This is a genomic window from Micromonospora sp. NPDC047074 (assembly GCF_040643815.1).
Taxonomy (GTDB): Bacteria; Actinomycetota; Actinomycetes; order Mycobacteriales; family Micromonosporaceae; genus Micromonospora.
The window spans coordinates 1-17,422 of record NZ_JBEYVB010000045.1 but is presented as its reverse complement, the minus strand read 5'-3'; the positions used below and the strand labels follow the sequence as shown (position 1 = coordinate 17,422).

Sequence of the window (17,422 nt, the reverse complement as noted above, 5' to 3'; positions counted from 1 at the left end):
CGTCTCCGTGACTCGTACCCGCATCGCCTACGCCCCGGCCCCGAACGCGCGGGTGAACCGCACGTCGCCCTCGGCCATGTCCCGCATGTCGCTGACCCCGTGCCGGAACATCACCGTCCGGTCGATGCCCATGCCGAACGCGAATCCGGAGTAGACCTCGGGGTCGATGCCGCAGGCACGCAGCACCCGCGGGTTGACCATGCCGCAGCCGCCCCACTCGACCCAGCGCGGGCCGTCGCGGTGCTCGGGGAACCAGACGTCGAACTCGGCGGACGGCTCGGTGAACGGGAAGTAGTGCGGCCGGAAGCGGGTCTTCGCACCCTCGCCGAACATCGCCCGGGCGAAGTGGTCCAGGGTGCCGCGCAGGTGCGCCATGGTGATGCCCCGGTCCACCACGAGGCCTTCCACCTGGTGGAAGACGGGCGCGTGGGTGGCGTCCAACTCGTCGGTGCGGTAGACCCGGCCGGGCACGATCACGTAGATCGGCGGCTTGCGGGTCAGCATGGTGCGCGCCTGCACCGGCGAGGTGTGGGTGCGCAGCACGAGGCCCGACCCCGCCGGGTCGCCGGACGCCACGTGGAAGGTGTCCATCAGGCCGCGGGCGGGATGGTCGGCGGGGATGTTGAGGGCGTCGAAGTTGGTCCACTCCAGCTCGACCTCGGGCCCCTCGGCCACCTCGTAACCCATGCCGACGAACAGGTCGCTGATCTGCTCCATCAGGGTGCTGATCGGGTGCCGGGCCCCCCGGGGCCGCCGGTCGTGGGGCAGCGTCACGTCGACGCGCTCCTCCACCAGCACCCGCTGCGCCTGCTCCCGGTCCAGGATCTCCTGTCGGGCGGCGTACGCGGCGTCGATGGCGCGGCGGGCCTCGTTGACCCGCTTGCCGGCGTCCGACTTCGCGGCCGGCGGCAGCGCGCCGATCTCGCGGCGGGCCAGCGAGACCGGGGCCCGGTCGCCGAGGTGCGCCGGGCGCAGCGCGGTCAGCGCGTCCGGGTCACCGGCCCCGGCGAACGCCTTCTCGGCGGCGGCGACGGCCTCGGCCAGGGCGGCCGGGTCGAGCAGGGCGACCTGCTTCGGATCGTACGGATCGTTGCGGTAGCTCATGACGTACGGGCACTCCCTCACGGCGGCGCCAGCCCTCACTCAGGCGGCGAAGCGAGTCTACGGACGTGCGGCTGTGCCGCGGCCCGCCGGTGGGAGTTGTGCGGAGAGCAGGTCAGGCCCGCCGCCCGCCGACACCGGCGGGCTGGCTAAACGAACGCCGTGGCGCGTTCATGGGCGGACGGTCTCCCCTACGTTCCGTCTCGGCGACCGGGTCACGGTCGCCGCTGTGCTCTCGCCGAAGCGTACAGGCAGACGGCGGCAGCCGCAGCCAGGTTCAGGCTCTCGGCACGCCCGTGCAGCGGCACCCGGACCCGGGCGTCGGCGGCGGCGGTGAGCGCCTCGGACAGGCCGTGCGCCTCCGAGCCGAAGAGCCAGGCGGTGGGCGCGGCGAGCCGGCCGGCGTCGGCGAGGTCGTCGAGGTCGACGTCGCCGTAGCCGGTGGTGGCGAGCACGGTGAGCCCGGCGCCGCGCAGCGCCGCCACCACGTCCGCCGGGTCGGGCGCGCGGACCACGTCGACGTGGAAGAGGCTGCCGGCCGACGCCCGCACGCACTTGCCGTTGTACGGGTCGACGGCCTCGCCGGCGAAGACCACCGCGCCGGCGCCGGCGGCGTCGGCGGTGCGCAGCACGGTGCCCGCGTTGCCCGGGTCGCGGATCTCGGCGAGCACGGTGACCAGCCGCGGGCCGCCGGCCAGGGCCTGCTCCAGGGGCACGTCGAGGTGCCGGCAGACGGCGACGACGCCCTGCGGGGCGACGGTCTCCGCCAGCGCGGCGAGCGCCTCGTCGGTCACCTCGGAGACGGGCACGTCGGCGCGGGCGGCGTCGGCGGCCAGGGCGGCGTGCCGGTCCAGGGCGGCGGGCGTACCGAAGAGTTCGGTGACCACCCCCGGGCGGGCCAGCGCCTCGCGGACCGCCTGCGGCCCCTCGGCCAGGAAGCGGCCGGCGGCCTCGCGGTCGCGGCGGCGCTGCAACCGGCGGGCGGCGACCACCCTGGGGGTACGCGGGGTGAAGGGGCCGGAGACGGCGTCGAGGCGTCTCCCGCGCGGTGGTGACTGCATGGGAGACGCCTCGATCTGCTGGTGCGCGGGGATCAGGCGGCCTGGGCCGCCGCACCGCCGGTGCCCTCGGCCGCGACGGCGGCCCGGGCCAGCTCGACGATCGCCGCGAAGGCGGCGGCGTCGTTGACGGCCAGGTCGGCCAGGATCTTGCGGTCGACCTCGATGCCGGCCAGGCGCAGGCCCTGGATCAGACGGTTGTAGGTCATCCCGTTGGCGCGGGCGCCCGCGTTGATCCGCTGGATCCACAGCTGCCGGAAGTCGCCCTTGCGGTCGCGACGGTCCCGGTAGGAGTACTGCATCGAGTGCAGCACCTGCTCCTTGGCCTTGCGGTAGAGGCGGGAGCGCTGACCGCGGTAGCCGCTCGCGGTCTCCAGCAGGGTACGGCGCTTCTTCTGGGCGTTCACAGCCCGCTTGACGCGTGCCATCTCAACTCCTTCTTACGTCGGGTGGCGCGCGTCAGCGGCCGAGCAGCTTCTTGATGCGCTTGACATCGGCCTTGGCCAGCACGACGGTGCCGGTCAGCCGACGGGTCTGGGTGGAGGGCTTCTTCTCCAGGTTGTGCCGGAGGCCGGCCTGCTGGGCAACGATCTTGCCCTTGCCGGTCACCTTGACCCGCTTGCCCATCCCCGTGTGGCTCTTCATCTTCGGCATGTGGAACGTCTTCTCCCCTGTTACTCGCCGCTGTTGTCGGCGACGGTGCCGGTGTCACCGGCCGCTGCGGGCTCGGCGGCCGGGGCGGCGCCCTCGGCGTCCCGCTCCCTCGGCCCGCCCCGGGTGGCCGTCGCGGCGACCGCGGCGGCCTTCGTGGCGCGGTGCGGTGCGAGCACCATGATCATGTTTCGGCCGTCCTGCTTCGGCGCGGCCTCGACGTACCCCAGCTCCGAGATCTCCGACTCGAGCCGGCGCAGGAGCCGGTAACCCAGCTCCGGGCGGCTCTGCTCGCGACCGCGGAACATGATCGTCACCTTGACCTTGTCGCCGGCCTTCAGGAACCGCACGACGTGACCCTTCTTGGTCTCGTAGTCGTGCGGGTCGATCTTGGGCCGGAGCTTCATCTCCTTGATGACGGTCTGCTGCTGGTTACGCCGCGCTTCGCGCGCCTTCAGTGCGCTCTCGTACTTGAACTTGCCGAAGTCCATGAGCTTGCACACCGGCGGGCGCGCCATCGGCGCAACCTCGACCAGGTCCAGGTCTACGTCCGCGGCCAGCTGAAGGGCGCGCTCCAGCGGGACGATGCCCACCTGCTCACCCTCGGGGCCGACCAGTCGGACCTCACGTGCCCGGATCTGCTCGTTCACGCGTGGTTCGACGCTGATGGGGCCTCCTCGAGTCAAAAGTCTCTGCGTGGCCGACCCCTGCGGCTCCCGGGCGGGAGCCGACCCGGAAAGCAGAAGGCCCCGGCGCATGCCAGGGCCCGCTCGACCGGTCGGCACGATCACATGATCGCGCATCCGGCGCCGGGACATGCCCGGAACCGGTGACCGGGACCCGGCCACCGTGGCGGCGACTCGGGTGGGAGCAGGCGCTCCTCTTTCATGGCTGCGTGCGTGCGCTGCGCACACGCGGGGGCAGCCTGGTCGACTCGACCACACTACACCCTCGCCCCGAGCGCCCCCGAACCGGGCACCCGGTCAGCGGCCCGTGGCGCTCTCGGCGAGCCGGGCCTGGTGCGCCTGGTGCAGCCGGCGCAGGGCGCGCACCCCCTCGACCGCCCGCTCCTTGTCGGCGGCCTGGAGGGCGACCATGGGCAGCAGGTCGTCGTCGTGCAGCTCCAGGCTGGCCCAGGGCGCGCCCCGGTCGAAGCGGACCCCCCGGACGACCTCCCACGGCAGCTCGTACGAGCCGACGATGTTGCGCACGCGCACGCCGCGCGCGTCCGCGTCGACGCGCGGACGGGTGAAGATCAGGAAGGCGAGCGCGCCGAGGACGCCGAGACCGACCATCGCGATCTGGTCGCCCCGCTGGAAGCTGCCGTAGCCGTTGCCGGTCGCGCCGCTCAACGAGGTGGCCACCAGGCTGAACACCACGAACAGCACGGCCGCCGAGGTCCAGCAGACCACCCGGATGCGGCGCGGGCGGAGGTGGACGGTCCCGGTATCGCTCACCCCACCAGTCTGCCATCCGTACCGGGCCGTTCCCGCGCCGCCACCCGGGTCGGGGACGCGACCGCCGGCTTGCGACCCCGCCAGCCGGCGATCAGCGCGGCCAACAGGGTGAGCAGCGCCCCGGCGAGCACCGGCAGCCGCACGCCCGGGCCGCCCGGCAACAGCGCGTCGAGCAGCAGGGCGCCGCCCAGTTGCCCGGCGACCAGGGCGAGCCCGGTCCGCAGGACGCCGACCGCCGGGACCCCGACCAGCAGCGCGGCCACGATGCCGACGCCGAGCAGGCCGCCGGTGTAGAGGTACCACTGCGCCGGCCACGTCGGGCCCGGCCCGCGCAGAGCGCCGGCCAGCGCCGCTACCAGCAGCACGACAGGCGTGGCCGTGGCGAAGTTGACCACCATCCCGGCGGCGGCCGACCCGGCTGCGGAGACCCGCGCGTTCAGCGCGGACTGGAGCGCGACGCTCAGCCCACCCGCCACCGCGAGCAGGACCAGGCCGAGGGCGAGATCGCCGACGGGCTGGCCGAGCTGGGCCAGCGCCACGGCCGACACGCCGAGCAGCGCCCCGGCCACCCGGGCCCGGGTGAGCGGCAGCCGGCCCGCCGGGGCCAGCCCGGCCCGGTCGACGGCCAGCCCGCCCAGGCTGCCCCCGGCGACCTGGGCGATGGTGAAGACCGCCACCCCGAGCAGCGGGACGAGGTAGGCGGCGAGCAGCACGATGGCCGCCCCGCCGAGCCCGCCCAGGTACGACCACCAGGGCAGCCGGGCCCGCCGTAGCGCGCGCAGGCCGGACCGCGCCGACGGCAGCACCAACGCCCCGACGCCGACCAGCAGTGCCCCGCCGAGGTTGTTGACCACCGCGCCCAGGGTCGCGTTGCCGGCCCGCTCGCCCAACTCGGCGTTGACCGCGCCCTGCGCCGCCGAGGCGACCCCGGCGACGGTGACCACGGTCAGCGCCGCCCACGGCGGCAATCCACGCGACACCGGTGCCGGCGGGTCCGCCACCGCAGGCGGTGCCGGCAGGCCCTCGGCTGCGGGCAACGCCGGAAGCCCCTCGGCCGCGGGCGGCACCGGGGAGCCCGCCGCGGGCGGACTGCTCACAGCCGGCAGGCGTGGATGTTGGTGACCAGGATCGCGCGGGCGCCGAGGTCGTACAGCTCGTCCATGATCCGGTGCACGTCGTCGCTGAGCACCATCGCCTGCACCGCCACCCAGCCCTCCCGGTGCAGCGGGGAGACGGTCGGCGACTCGATGCCCGGGGTCAACGAGCTGGCCCGGTCGAGCAGGCCCGCCGGCACGTCGTAGGCGAGCATCACGTAGCGGCGGGCCACCAGCACCCCGTGCAGCCGGCGCAGCAACTGCGCGGCCTGCGGGTGGGCCGGGGCCTCGGCGCGGCGGACCAGCACCGCCGAGGAGCGCAGCAGCGGCTCGCCGAAGACCACCAGGCCGGCCTGGCGCAGCGTGGTGCCGGTCTCGACCACGTCGGCGACCACGTCGGCGACGCCGAGCCGGATGGCGTTCTCCACCGCCCCGTCCAGCCGGATCACGTCGGCCTTGACGCCCAGCTCGCCCAGGTGCCGTTCGACCAGGCCCGGGTACGCGGTGGCGATCCGGTGCCCGCCCAGCTCCCGCACGTCGTCGACGTCCTCGGGGCGGGCCGCGAAGCGGAAGGTGGCCCGACCGAAGTCGAGGTCCACCACCTCCTCGGCCGGCGCGCCGGAGTCGATCAACAGGTCGCGGCCGGTGATCCCGACGTCGAGGTCGCCGGAGCCGACGTAGGTGGCGATGTCCTTGGGGCGCAGGTAGAAGAACTCGATGTCGTTGGGCTCGTCCCGGCAGACGAGGTCCTTGGGGTCGGTGCGCTGGCGGTAGCCCGCCTCGCGCAGCATCTGGGCGGCCTTCTCGGCCAGGGCGCCCTTGTTGGGTACGGCGACACGCAGCATGGCGGAGTGCTCCTTCGATCGATTCTGATCAACGACGGGGCGCACTCACAGATGTCGGTAGACGTCCTTCAGGTCGAGGCCGCTGGCGAGCATCAGCACCTGCACCTGGTAGAGCAGCTGGGAGATCTCCTCGGCGGTGCGTTCCGGCCCCTCGTGCTCGGCGGCCATCCACGACTCGGCCGCCTCCTCGACGACCTTCTTGCCGATGAAGTGCACGCCCTTCTCGAGCGCGGCGACCGTGCCCGAGCCGGGGGTGCCCGCGGCGGCCTTGGCCTGCAGCTCGGCGAACAACTCCTCGAACGTCTTCACGCCGCGATTCTTCCAGCCGCCGTCCCGGCCCGGACGCGCCGGGTCAGCCGCCGCTCACCGACCGGGATCGCGCGGGAAGGCCGGCACGGCGCGGCGGAGCTGTCGGCGGCCCCGGTTCAGCCGCCGAAGCCGACCCGCTGGCCGGTGCCGGCGAGGCCGCGGATGGCCAGGGCGGCGTCGAGCGCGGCGACGGTGGCCGACCAGCCCTTGTCCTCCGCCGAGCCGGGCAGTCCGGCCCGGTCCCGGGCCTGTTCGATGGTGTCCACGGTGAGGACGCCGTGCGCGACGGGCTTGCCCTCGTCGAGGGCGACCCGGGTCAGCCCGTCGGTGACGGAGCGGCAGACGTAGTCGAAGTGGGCGGTGGCGCCCCGGACCACCACGCCCAGGGCGACCACCACGTCGCAGCGCCGCGCGAGGGCCTGGGCCACCACGGGCAGCTCGACCGAGCCGGCCACCCGCGCGGTGACCGCCCCGGCCCCGCACGCCCGGGCGGCGGCGACCGCCCGGTCGAGCATGTGGTCGGTCAGCTCGCCGTGCCACCGGGCGGCGACCACGCCGACGGTCAGCCCGGCGGCGTCCACCGCCGTGACACCCGGTTCACCGAACCCCGCCATGCCTACGCTCCGATCTCGTCGCCGTGGACCGGGCGGCCCATCGGGGCCTCGGTCACCTCGTCCAGCTCGTCCAGCAGGTGCCCCATCCGGTCCCGCTTCGTGCGCAGGTAGCGGACGTTCTCCGGATGCGGGCGCACCGGCAGCCCCTCGCGGCCGGTGACGGTCAGGCCGTAGCCCTCCAGCCCGGCGCGCTTGGCCGGGTTGTTGGTGAGCAGCCGCATCGAACGCACCCCGATGTCGTAGAGGATCTGCGCGCCGGTGCCGTAGTCCCGGGCGTCGGCCGGCAGGCCCAGGTCGAGGTTGGCATCCACCGTGTCGCGGCCCTGGTCCTGGAGCTGGTACGCCTGGAGCTTGTGCAGCAGCCCGATCCCGCGCCCCTCGTGGCCGCGCACGTAGAGCACCACGCCGCGCCCCTCCCGGGCGACCCGCTCCAGCGCGGCGTCGAGCTGCGGGCCGCAGTCGCAGCGCACCGAGCCGAACACGTCCCCGGTCAGGCACTCGGAGTGCACCCGCACCAGCACGTCCCGCCCGTCGCCGATCTCGCCCGCGACCAGGGCGACGTGCTCGGCCGAGTCGTGCTCGCTGCGGTAGCCCAGGGCCCGGAACACGCCGTGCCGGGTGGGCATCCGCGCCTCGGCGACCCGCTCGACCTGCTTCTCGGTCCGCCGCCGGTACGCGACCAGGTCGGCGATGGTGACCAGGGTCAGGGAGTGCTCGGCGCAGAACTTCTCCAGGTCGGGCACCCGCATCATGGTGCCGTCGTCGTTGACCAGTTCGCAGAGCACGCCGGCGGGGCGCAGCCCGGCCAGCCGGGTCAGGTCGATCGCGGCCTCGGTGTGCCCCGGCCGGCGCAGCACGCCGCCCTCGCGGGCCCGCAGCGGCACCACGTGCCCGGGCCGGGCCAGGTCGGCCGGGCCGGTGCCGGGGTCGGCGAGCAGCCGGATGGTGTGTGCCCGGTCGGCGGCGGAGATGCCGGTGCCGACGCCCTCCCGGGCATCGACGGTCACCGTGTAGGCGGTGCCGCGCCGGTCCTGGTTGGTGTGGTGCTGCGGCGGCAGGTCCAGCCGGTCGCACTCGCTCTCGGTCAGCGGCGCACAGATGTAGCCGGACGTGTGGCGCACCATGAACGCGAGCAGCTCCGGCGTGGCCAGTTCGGCCGCGAAGATCAGGTCGCCCTCGTTCTCCCGGTCGGCGTCGTCGACCACGACGACCGGCCGGCCGGCGGCGATGTCCGCCACCGCCTGCTCGACACTGGCGAAGGTGGTCACGACAGCCCTCCGCTTCGCTCGCTACGCTCGCTCATGCCAGGGCCTCCGAGTAGGTCGACGGGATCGGGGCGTTCGCCGGCCGGGCGGCCCGCGAGGTGCGCCACCAGGCGACGAGGCCCCAGGCGCAGAAGCCGCCGTAGACGAGGTACATGGCGGCCGAGGGGTAGAAGCCGCCGCGCAGCAGCAGCGGTACGCCGACGGCGTCGACGGCGATCCAGATCAGCCAGAAGTCCACCCAGCCCCGGGCCATGCCGTAGGTGGCGAGCAGGCTGCCGGTGAGGATCCAGGCGTCCGGCAGCGGCCCCCACGAGCCGAGCGCGGCGAGCACCGGGTACGCCGCGGCGGTGCCGATCGCGGCCGCGGCCAGCAGGCCGAGCCGCTCGCGGCCGGTGGCCCAGCGGGGCGCCACCGCGGCCCCGTCGCCGGCCCCGCCGTGGCGGCGGTTGCGCGACCAGCGCCACCAGCCGTAGACGCTGACCGAGAAGAAGAACACCTGCCGGCCGGCCTGGCCGTAGAGGTCGTGCGCCTGCGGGGTGGCGAAGACCCCGCCCAGGAAGACGGTGAACAGCAACGCGTTGCCGATCATGCCGACGGGCCAGGCCCAGACCAGCCGGCGCAGCCCGAACACCGCCGACGCCAGGCCGAAGCCGTTGCCGACGATCTCCCGGACCAGCACCGGCGAGCCGGCGACGCTCACCTGCGCGTCGAGCAGCCAGCCGAGCGGGCCCATCAGGCCGGCCCACCCGTCGCGGCGGCGCCCGGCAGGCCCGCGACCGGCAGCCCGCCGCCGGGCGGGCCGGCGTCGGGGAGGGCGGAATCGGCCAGCCGGGCGCCGAGCAGCCGCTCGACGTACTTGGCGAGCACGTCCACCTCGAGGTTGACCGGGTCGCCGACCCGGCGGGCGCCGAGGGTGGTCAGCTTCAGGGTGGTCGGGATCAGCCCGACGGAGAACCAGTCCGGGCCGACCCCGGCGACGGTCAGCGAGACGCCGTCGACGGTGATCGAGCCCTTCTCCACCACGTACCGGGCCAGGTCGGCGGGCAGCCGGAACCGGACGGTCTCCCACTGCGCGGCGGGCTCGCGTGCCACCACCTCGCCGACCCCGTCGACGTGCCCCTGCACCAGGTGCCCGCCGAGGCGGCTGTTCAGCGCGGCGGCCCGCTCCAGGTTGACCGGGTCGCCGGCCCGCAGCCCGCCCAGGGCCGAGCGGCGCAGCGTCTCGCCCATCACGTCGGCGGTGAAGATCCCGTCGGAGACGTCGACCACGGTCAGGCAGACGCCGTTGACCGCGATCGAGTCGCCGTGCCGGGCGTCGGAGGTGACCACCGGGCCACGGACCGCGACCAGCGCGGAGTCACCCGCCGTCTCGGTGATCCGGACGACCTCACCCAACTCCTCGACGATGCCGGTGAACATGTCAGCCCTCCCTCTTCCGGGGCAGCGCGGTGATCCGCAGGTCCGGTCCGAGCTGCGTAACGTCCACGAACTCCAGGTCGATGGCCTCGGCGATGGTCGTCACACCGGCGTCGACCAGGGCGGTCGGGCCGGCGCCGAGCAGCCGGGGCGCGACGTAACCGACGATCTTGTCGACCAGGCCGGCGGCCAGGAACGCGCCGGCCAGCTTCGGGCCGCCCTCCAGCAGCACGGCGCGGATTCCCCGCCGGTGCAGCGCGGCGAGCAGCGCGTGCAGGTCGACCCGGCCGTCGGGCCCGGCGCCGACCTCCGCCACGGTGGCGATCCACGTGCGGGCCGCGCCGTCGCGGACCCGGGCGTCTGCCGGCGTACGCCCCTCGGAGTCCACCACCACCCGCAGCGGCTGCCGGATGGCGAGCGTGCCGTCGCGCAGGTTGCGGGCGGTGAGCCGGGGATCGTCGGCGAGCACCGTGCCGACCCCGGCGACCACCGCGTCGACGGTGCCGCGCAGCGCGTGCACGTCCATCCGGGCGGCCTCGGAGGTGATCCACATGCTGGTGCCGTCGGCCGCCGCCGACCGGCCGTCCAGCGTCGCGGCGAACTTCCAGATCACGTACGGCCAGCCCCGGCGCATCGAGGTGAGCCAGGCGATGTTGCCGGCCTCCGCCTCGTACGCGCGGATCCCCGTGTCCACCTGGACCCCGGCGGCGCGCAGCGTGGCGGCGCCGCCGCTGGCGACCGGGTTGGGGTCGGGCACGGCGATGACCACCCGGGCGACGCCGGCCTGCACCAGCGCGGTGCTGCAGGGGCCGGTGCGACCGGTGTGGTCGCAGGGCTCCAGGGTGACCACGGCGGTGCCGCCGCGGGCCCGCTCGCCCGCCTGGGCCAGCGCGACGATCTCGGCATGCGGCCCGCCGGCATAGGCGTGGAACCCCTCGCCGACCACCTGCCCCCCGGCGTCGAGCAGCACGCAGCCGACCACCGGGTTGGGGCTGGTCGTGCCGAGACCACGCGCGGCGAGTTCCACCGCGCGACGCATCGCCTCATCAACGGAGACGCCGGCCATGCCTTGCCCTCTCACTCGCCGTCGGCGCGCGGGCGGTCACGGGAGGCAACGGCGAGGGGCCGCGGGCGTGCGGCGGCGGAGTTCCGGGTACGGCGGAGCCGCCCCGGGAGGGCGTGCACGGCACGCTGAGGCCAGCGGCCGGGCAGGGCCCGTCCGTCCCGCGCGCTGTCTCCCATCCGGACTGTCTGGGGGCGGGATCTCCCGCTCCCAACCGTCGGCCCCGGATTCTCACCAGGTCCACCGGGCGGCACGAGGCCGACCGGGTCGCGGGCTTACCACGGTCACACCGTGGATCACCGCCGGTTCGGAATTACACCGAGTCCCGCCAGCGCGTGGTGGGTACACGGGAAGTGTTACACGCCGGACGGGGGGTGGCGCCACCCGGGCGGGCTACTTCACAGCGACAGCGCACGAATCAGGAAACTCCGCGCCGCCGGTCCACCGCCACGTACGAGCCGGGCTGGCTCTTGGCCACCGTCTTCATCTCGGAGGCGACGGCGATCGCCTCCAGCGGGTCGGTGAACCGCTTGTCGGCGTCGGAGAGGGAGACGCCGATCGAGAGGGTGACCAGGGCGGCCCGCCGGATGTTGCCCCGGCGGTCCTTCAGCTCCACGTAGCCGCGTGCGGCGTCGACCGGGTCGTAGAGCGAGTCGGCGGCCTTCTCGAAGTCGGCGGAGACCCGGGAGGTGAGCGGCCGGACCTGCTCCGGAGCGCAGACGATGACGAAGTCGTCCCCGCCGACGTGACCGAGGAAGGCCGGCGGCAGCCCCACCGAGACCACCGCCCGGTGCAGGCTGCGGGCCAGGGCCGAGATGAAGTCGTCGCCGCGGACGAAGCCGTACCGGTCGTTGACGCTCTTGAACCGGTCGATGTCGATGTAGCCGACGGCGTAGTCGAACCCGCTGCGGACCCGGTCGGAGATCTCGCGGCGGATCCGGCTGTTGCCGGGCAGCCCGGTCAGCGGGGAGACCTCGCGGAACTCCTTGTTGCGCCGCAGCGTCGAGCTGACCCGGGCGACCAGCTCCGCGGTGTCGAAGGGCTTGACCAGGTAGTCGTCGGCCCCGGCGCTGAGCCCGTGCACCTTGTCCACCGTCATGCCCTTGGCGGTCAGCATGATCACCGGCAGGGCCGAGGTCATCGGGTCGGCGCGCAGCCGCCGGGTCAGCTCCAGCCCGTCGATGCGCGGCATCATCAGGTCGACCACCGCCAGGTCGGGACGCTGACGCTCGATCACCTCGAGCGCCTCCTGCCCGTCGCTGGCGTGGATCACCTCGAAGCCGTGCAGCCGGAGGTTGAACTCGACGAACCGGGCGATGTCCTCGTCGTCGTCGACGACGAGGATGACGTCCGGGCGGTCACCGGCCGGCTCCACGTCAGGCCCCGGGGGCGGCGCGCTCCGCGAGCGCCCGCAGCTTGCGGACGGCCTCGGCCGGATCGTCGGCGCCGTAGACGGCGGTGCCGGCGACGAACGCGTCGGCCCCCGCCTCGGCCGCCTGGGCGATGGTGTCGGCGGCGATGCCGCCGTCGACCTCGATGCGCAGTTCGAGGTGGCCGGCGTCGACGTGCCGGCGGGCCGCGCGCACCTTGTCCAGCAGTTGCGGGATGAAGCGCTGCCCGCCGAAGCCGGCCTTGATCGTCATGATCAGCAGGGTGTCGAAGCTCGGCAGCAGCTCCAGGTAGGGCTCGATCGGGGTGTCCCGGTCGATCGCCAGCCCGGCCTTCGCCCCCGCGGAACGCAGGTCCTTGGCCAACGCCACCGGGTCGTCGCAGGCCTCGGCGTGGAAGGTGACGTTGTACGCCCCGGCGTCGGCGTACCCGGGGGCCCACCGGCGCGGGTCCTCGATCATCAGGTGCACGTCGAAGGGCAGCCGGGTGGCGGCCCGCAGGCTCTGCACCACGGGCAGCCCGATGGTCAGGTTGGGCACGAAGTGGTTGTCCATGACGTCCACGTGCAGCCAGTCCGCGGCGTTCTCGACGGCGCGGACCTCTTCGGCGAGGCGGGCGAAGTCGGCGGCGAGGATGCTGGGCGCGATGATCGGCGGCGGTACAGTCACCGGGCCAGTGTACGAACGCGGCCCGCCACCATCCGAGGCACGCCACCCACCGGCACACCCGGCGACCCGGCGGTCACCGATGGTGCGACACGCCGGTGCGTGCCGGCCGGACGCCGTCCCGCCGCTGGCCCGGACGCCGGCCCGCCGGGGTCCCGCGATCCGGGCCGTGGTGCCGTATGCTGCCGCACCGTGGCGTGCCGGCCGCGCCCGCGCCCGGTGGACCACGGACGGCGGGAGGTCGGGATGCGACGGTGGTGGACGGCGACCGCGGCGAGCGCGGTGGCGGCCCTGGCGCTCGCCGGCTGCGGCACCCCGGCCGGCACCGACCGCGACCTGACCGACGACTGGCCGGCCCCCGCCGCGCCGCAGGCGTTCGTCCCCGCCGCCGGCGTCTGCCACGTCGCCGCGCAGGACGTCGGCTACCTCACCGCCTATCACCCCGTCGACTGCGCCCAGTCCCACCGCACCGAGACCCTGCACGTCGGCACGCTCACCGGGGCGGGCGCCGACCGCGCCACGCCCCCGCCGGCCGGCTCCGTCGGCATGCGCGCCGCCCGGACCGAGTGCGACCGGAAGGTCAACGAGGCGGTCGGCGCGGACTGGCGTTCCGGCCGGCTCTGGCTGAGCGTGGTGCTGCCGTCGCCGCAGGCGTGGGGCGGCGGGGCCCGCTGGTTCCGCTGCGACCTGAGCGAACAGGCCAGCCTCGACGAGGCCAGCCCGACGTCCCGCACGGGGAGCCTGAAGGGCGCGTTGACCGGCGCCGCTCCGCTCGCCCACCGGTGCTTCAGCCCGAAGGTGCGGGCCGACGACGTCCGCGAGATGACGCCGGTGGCCTGTACCCGCAAGCACCGCGCCGAGTTCGTCGGCGTCTGGCCCGCCCCGGACACCAGCTACGACGCCTTCATGCGGGACACCGACAAGGTGCACCGGGCGTGCCGGACGTTGATCGCGAAGTACGTCAGGGTGCCGGACAACGGTGACCTCAGGTACCGCGCCGGCTCGATCTACTACCACCCCCAGGAGCGGGAGTGGCGCAACGGCAACCGGGGCGTGCAGTGCTTCCTGTGGGTCGACCGCAACCTCACCCGGTCGATGAAGGGCGCTGGCACGAAGGGTCTGCCGGTCACCTGAGCACCGCCTGGCCCGACGGACGGACCCGCTGTGGACGTGGGCCGGGGCGGCCACCGGCGACGGCCGCCCCGCCCGTCGCGCCTAGCTGGCCTGCAACGCCACGTCGTCGAGGACGAAGCTGGTCTGCAGGGAGGCGTCCTCGGTGCCGGTGAACTTGATCGTCACCGTCTGCCCCGCGTACGCCGCCACGTTGAACGAGCGCTGCGTGTAGCCCGCCGCCGCGTTCAGGTTCGAGTACGTCGCCAGCGTCGTCGAACCGACCTGCACCACCAGCCGGTCGTACGCGGTGCTGGTCGTCGTCTCCGCCGTGTCGATGTGCAGCCAGAACGACAGCGTGTAGCTGGTGCACCCGGCCGGGATCGACACCGACTGCGACAGCGTGTCCGTACGCGTCGAGCCGTACCCGGCCAGCCACGCCTTGTACGAGCCCGTCCGGGCCGGCTGGTCGGCGTCGTTGGTGATCACACCCGAGGTCGCCGTCCACGGCGCCGACCCGCTCTCGAAGCCGCCGTTGCCGATCACCTGGCCGCCGGTGCAACCACCGCTGCCGGGGATGGTCAGGGCGTAGCTGGCGGAGCGCGAGATCCCGCCGGAGCCCGCGCCGGTGACGGTGACGGTGTAGGTGCCCGGCGCGGCCGACGCCGACGCGCTGACCGTCATGGTGGCCGAGCCGCCGGAGGTGACCGACGACGGGCTGAACGACACGGTGACGCCGGCCGGGGCGCCGGCCGCCGTCAGGCCGACCGTCTGGGCGGCGCCGCTGGTGGTGGCCGTCGACACCGTGGCGGTGGTCGACGCACCCCGCTGCACCGTGCCCGACGCCGGGCTGACCGCGACCGAGAAGTCGTTGGTCGCCGAGCCCGTGGCGAGCTGCCAGATGGCGTACGCGATCCCGTCGGCGCTGCGGTCGAGCACCGTGGCGCTGACGTTCGCGGTGGTGTCGCAGGACCGGTGGTAGCACGGGTCGTACGCCGAGCCGGACGTGCCGCCCCACTTGGTGGCCTGCGCCGAGGTCTTGCGGGCGCTGGCGCCCGCCGCGTAGCCGGAGGTCGGGATGCCGGCCTGCTGGAACGAGTAGTCGTCGGAGCGGCCCTGGCCCTCGACGTTCTCCTCCGGCTGGATGTTCAGCGAGTCCCAGTACGCCTTGAGCGGCGCGGCGGTCGTGGAGGTGATCCGGTTGATGAAGTAGCCGCCGTTGACCGACCCCACCATGTCGAAGTTGTAGTAGCCCTTGATGTAGCCCCGCTGGGCGGCGGTCAGCGAGCGGACGTAGAAGTCCGAGCCGTTGAGGCCCTGCTCCTCGTCGGTCCACCAGCCGAACCGGACCCGCTTGGTCATCGTCGGGTTCTGCCGGGCCAGGATCAGCGCGTTCTCCAGCAGGGCCGACGAGCCGGAGGCGTTGTCGTTGATGCCGGGGCCGGCCGAGACGCCGTCGAGGTGCGCGCCGAACATGACGACCTGGTCGGCGGGGCCGCCGGGCCACTCGGCGATCAGGTTGTTCGACCGGTACGTGCAGTCGGTGCAGACCTGCTCGGTCACCGTGTAACCGACGGCCTGGAGCTTCGCCTTCACGTAGGCCACCGAGGCGGTGTAGCCGGCGCTGCCGGCCCGCCGGTTGCCGCCGTTCTGGGTGGCGATGGTCTGGAACTGGGTGAGGTGGGCCTGCACGTCGGCCACCGGGACGTTCGGCGCGGCCAGGGCCTGGGCCGCTGGCGCGGCCGAGACCCGTGCGGCCGTGGGCGGCGCCGGGGCCGCCGACGCCGGTGCGACGGTCGACGCCACCGCCGCGCCGACGACGGCGGCGAGCGCGACACCAGCGGTCAGGACTCTTCGATACATGGACACTCCTCGATAGTGGGACGCCTGATGATCCCACTGTGGAGCGCAAAATGGTGAGGCACTTTCGGGCAGTGGCACGCCCACCGCGCCCCTGGTCAGCCGGGCGCGGCGGGCGTGGCGCCGGTCAGGTCCGGCGGAGCACCGCGAGGAACATCGCGTCCGTGCCGTGCCGGTGCGGCCAGAGCTGCACCGTCGGCCCGTCGCCGAGGCCGGGCATCCCCGCCGGCAGCAGCGGCCGGGCGTCGACGAAGTCGACAGGCACGCCGGAGCGGCGGGCCGCCTCGGTCACCGTCACGTGCGTCTCCACGGTGTGCGGCGAGCACGTCACGTAGGCGACCAGGCCGCCCGGGCGGGCCGCGCGCAGCGCCGCGGCGAGCAGTTCGCGCTGGAGCCGGGTCAGCGGCGGCAGGTCCGAGGGCTGCCGCCGCCAGCGGGACTCCGGCCGGCGGCGCAGCGAGCCCAGCCCGGTGCAGGGCGCGTCGACCAGCACCCGGTCGAAGTGCGCCTCCGGCAGCTTCGGGTCCGCGCCGACGGTCCGGCCGTCAATGTTCAGCACGTTCACCGGCAGGCCCCGGGTGGCCTGCTCGACCAGCCGGGCCCGGTGCTCGGCGACCTCGACGGCGGTCAGCCGCGCGCCGCGCTGGGCGGCGAGGGCGCCGAGCAGGCCGGACTTGCCGCCCGGCCCGGCGCACAGGTCCAGCCAGCGCCCGTCCGGGCCGTCGAGCGGGGCCGCCGCCAGGGCGTCGGCCACCAGCTGGGAGCCCTCGTCCTGCACGTGGGCGCGCCCCTGCGCGAGGGCCGGCAGGTCGCCGGGCGCCCCGCCGGGGAGATAGACGGCGTACGGGGAGAAGGCCCCCGGCGCGCCGCCGACCTCGTCGGCCAGCTCCCCCGGGTCGGCCAGCCCCGGCCGGGCGCACAGGTGCACCGGCGGACGCTCGTTGTCCTCGATGAGCAGCCGGGTGGTCTCGCCGAGGTCGCCGCCGAGCGCCTCGGCGAAGGCCCGCACGATCCACTGCGGGTGGCTGTACGCCAGGGCGAGGTGCCCGATCGGGTCGCTCTCCATCGACGGGGCGAGCTTGGTCACCCAGGCGTCGGAGTCCCGACCGGCGACCTCCCGCAGCACCGCGTTGGCGAAGCCCGTGGCACCGGGACCGACCGCGCGGACCAGGTCGACGGTCGAGGAGACCGCGGCGTGCGCCGGCACCCGGGTGTGCAGGATCTGGTACGCCCCGAGCCGCAGCGCGTCGCGCACCGGCGGGTCGATGCGCTGCACGTCCCGCCCGGCGGCGTCGGTGAGGATCGCGTCGAGGGTGCCGAGGTGGCGCAGCGTGCCGTAGGTCAGCTCGGTGGCGAAGGCGGCGTCCCGGCCGGTCAGCCCGGTGTCGCGCAGGATCGACGGGAGCACCAGGTTGGCGTACGCGTCGTCCCGGTGCACCGCCGCGACCGCCTCGTACGCCGCCTGGCGGGGCAGGTCGACCGCGGGCCGGGCCGGCCGCCGGCCGCCGTCGCGGCGATCGCCGCC

At 74.5% G+C, this 17,422-nt stretch carries 19 protein-coding genes; 1 reads left to right on the top strand and 18 read right to left on the bottom strand.

All coding sequences use genetic code 11. The features are described from left to right. Positions 1 to 27 precede the first annotated feature (27 nt). The 16 genes from pheS to rpe form a co-directional block, all read right to left on the bottom strand. On the bottom strand, positions 28 to 1,104 hold the full coding sequence (pheS, locus tag ABZ809_RS30625; protein ID WP_357566109.1) for a phenylalanine--tRNA ligase subunit alpha: 1,077 nt from the start codon (positions 1,102 to 1,104) through the stop codon (positions 28 to 30). Between the two features lie 212 nt (positions 1,105 to 1,316). After that, positions 1,317 to 2,162, bottom strand: a complete 846-nt coding sequence (locus tag ABZ809_RS30620) for an RNA methyltransferase (RefSeq protein ID WP_357566108.1) — start codon at positions 2,160 to 2,162, stop codon at positions 1,317 to 1,319. Between the two features lie 32 nt (positions 2,163 to 2,194). Continuing rightward, positions 2,195 to 2,587 (bottom strand): 50S ribosomal protein L20, encoded by a 393-nt coding sequence (gene rplT / locus ABZ809_RS30615; RefSeq protein ID WP_130400362.1) that lies wholly within the window; start codon positions 2,585 to 2,587, stop codon positions 2,195 to 2,197. Between the two features lie 31 nt (positions 2,588 to 2,618). Further along, positions 2,619 to 2,813, bottom strand: a complete 195-nt coding sequence (gene rpmI / locus ABZ809_RS30610) for a 50S ribosomal protein L35 (protein WP_007458415.1) — start codon at positions 2,811 to 2,813, stop codon at positions 2,619 to 2,621. 20 nt (positions 2,814 to 2,833) lie between these two features. Then, a complete protein-coding gene (infC, locus tag ABZ809_RS30605) occupies positions 2,834 to 3,460 on the bottom strand; it encodes a translation initiation factor IF-3 (protein ID WP_357566107.1) in 627 nt (208 codons plus the stop codon). A gap of 333 nt (positions 3,461 to 3,793) precedes the next feature. Further along, entirely contained in the window at positions 3,794 to 4,267 is a 474-nt protein-coding gene (locus ABZ809_RS30600; RefSeq protein WP_357566106.1) for a PH domain-containing protein, read from the bottom strand. After that, on the bottom strand, positions 4,264 to 5,364 hold the full coding sequence (locus ABZ809_RS30595; protein ID WP_357566105.1) for a DMT family transporter: 1,101 nt from the start codon (positions 5,362 to 5,364) through the stop codon (positions 4,264 to 4,266). The genes ABZ809_RS30600 and ABZ809_RS30595 overlap by 4 nt, the downstream gene beginning before the upstream one ends. Continuing rightward, the gene (gene hisG / locus ABZ809_RS30590) at positions 5,361 to 6,206 is read right to left on the bottom strand and encodes an ATP phosphoribosyltransferase (protein WP_357566104.1); all 846 of its coding nucleotides are present in this window, start codon (positions 6,204 to 6,206) and stop codon (positions 5,361 to 5,363) included. Before hisG ends, ABZ809_RS30595 begins: the two co-directional genes overlap by 4 nt. A 45-nt stretch (positions 6,207 to 6,251) precedes the next feature. Beyond that, entirely contained in the window at positions 6,252 to 6,515 is a 264-nt protein-coding gene (locus ABZ809_RS30585; protein ID WP_088947482.1) for a phosphoribosyl-ATP diphosphatase, read from the bottom strand. Positions 6,516 to 6,631: 116 nt separating this feature from the next. Beyond that, entirely contained in the window at positions 6,632 to 7,129 is a 498-nt protein-coding gene (gene ribH / locus ABZ809_RS30580) for a 6,7-dimethyl-8-ribityllumazine synthase (protein ID WP_357566103.1), read from the bottom strand. 2 nt (positions 7,130 to 7,131) lie between these two features. Continuing rightward, complete coding sequence (locus tag ABZ809_RS30575; RefSeq protein WP_357566102.1) at positions 7,132 to 8,397, bottom strand: bifunctional 3,4-dihydroxy-2-butanone-4-phosphate synthase/GTP cyclohydrolase II; 1,266 nt, start codon at positions 8,395 to 8,397, stop codon at positions 7,132 to 7,134. A gap of 31 nt (positions 8,398 to 8,428) precedes the next feature. Beyond that, the gene (gene pnuC, locus ABZ809_RS30570) at positions 8,429 to 9,127 is read right to left on the bottom strand and encodes a nicotinamide riboside transporter PnuC (protein WP_357566101.1); all 699 of its coding nucleotides are present in this window, start codon (positions 9,125 to 9,127) and stop codon (positions 8,429 to 8,431) included. Then, the gene (locus ABZ809_RS30565; protein WP_357566100.1) at positions 9,127 to 9,813 is read right to left on the bottom strand and encodes a riboflavin synthase; all 687 of its coding nucleotides are present in this window, start codon (positions 9,811 to 9,813) and stop codon (positions 9,127 to 9,129) included. The genes pnuC and ABZ809_RS30565 overlap by 1 nt, the downstream gene beginning before the upstream one ends. A gap of 1 nt (position 9,814) precedes the next feature. Then, positions 9,815 to 10,876 carry a bifunctional diaminohydroxyphosphoribosylaminopyrimidine deaminase/5-amino-6-(5-phosphoribosylamino)uracil reductase RibD gene (gene ribD, locus ABZ809_RS30560; protein ID WP_357566099.1) on the bottom strand — a complete coding sequence of 354 codons (1,062 nt, stop codon included), beginning with the start codon at positions 10,874 to 10,876 and terminating at the stop codon, positions 9,815 to 9,817. 415 nt (positions 10,877 to 11,291) lie between these two features. Continuing rightward, complete coding sequence (locus ABZ809_RS30555) at positions 11,292 to 12,248, bottom strand: response regulator (RefSeq protein WP_357566098.1); 957 nt, start codon at positions 12,246 to 12,248, stop codon at positions 11,292 to 11,294. Position 12,249: 1 nt separating this feature from the next. Continuing rightward, positions 12,250 to 12,930 (bottom strand): ribulose-phosphate 3-epimerase, encoded by a 681-nt coding sequence (rpe, locus tag ABZ809_RS30550; RefSeq protein ID WP_357566097.1) that lies wholly within the window; start codon positions 12,928 to 12,930, stop codon positions 12,250 to 12,252. A gap of 243 nt (positions 12,931 to 13,173) precedes the next feature. Between rpe and ABZ809_RS30545 the strand changes: the two genes are divergently transcribed. Further along, complete coding sequence (locus tag ABZ809_RS30545; RefSeq protein ID WP_357566096.1) at positions 13,174 to 14,061, top strand: septum formation family protein; 888 nt, start codon at positions 13,174 to 13,176, stop codon at positions 14,059 to 14,061. A gap of 81 nt (positions 14,062 to 14,142) precedes the next feature. On the opposite strand, the gene ABZ809_RS30540 is transcribed toward ABZ809_RS30545, so the two are convergent. Further along, entirely contained in the window at positions 14,143 to 15,900 is a 1,758-nt protein-coding gene (locus ABZ809_RS30540; RefSeq protein ID WP_357566095.1) for a M28 family peptidase, read from the bottom strand. 124 nt (positions 15,901 to 16,024) lie between these two features. Beyond that, positions 16,025 to 17,422, bottom strand: a 1,398-nt coding sequence (locus ABZ809_RS30535) for a transcription antitermination factor NusB (RefSeq protein WP_357566094.1), incomplete at its 5' end; no start/stop codon positions are given.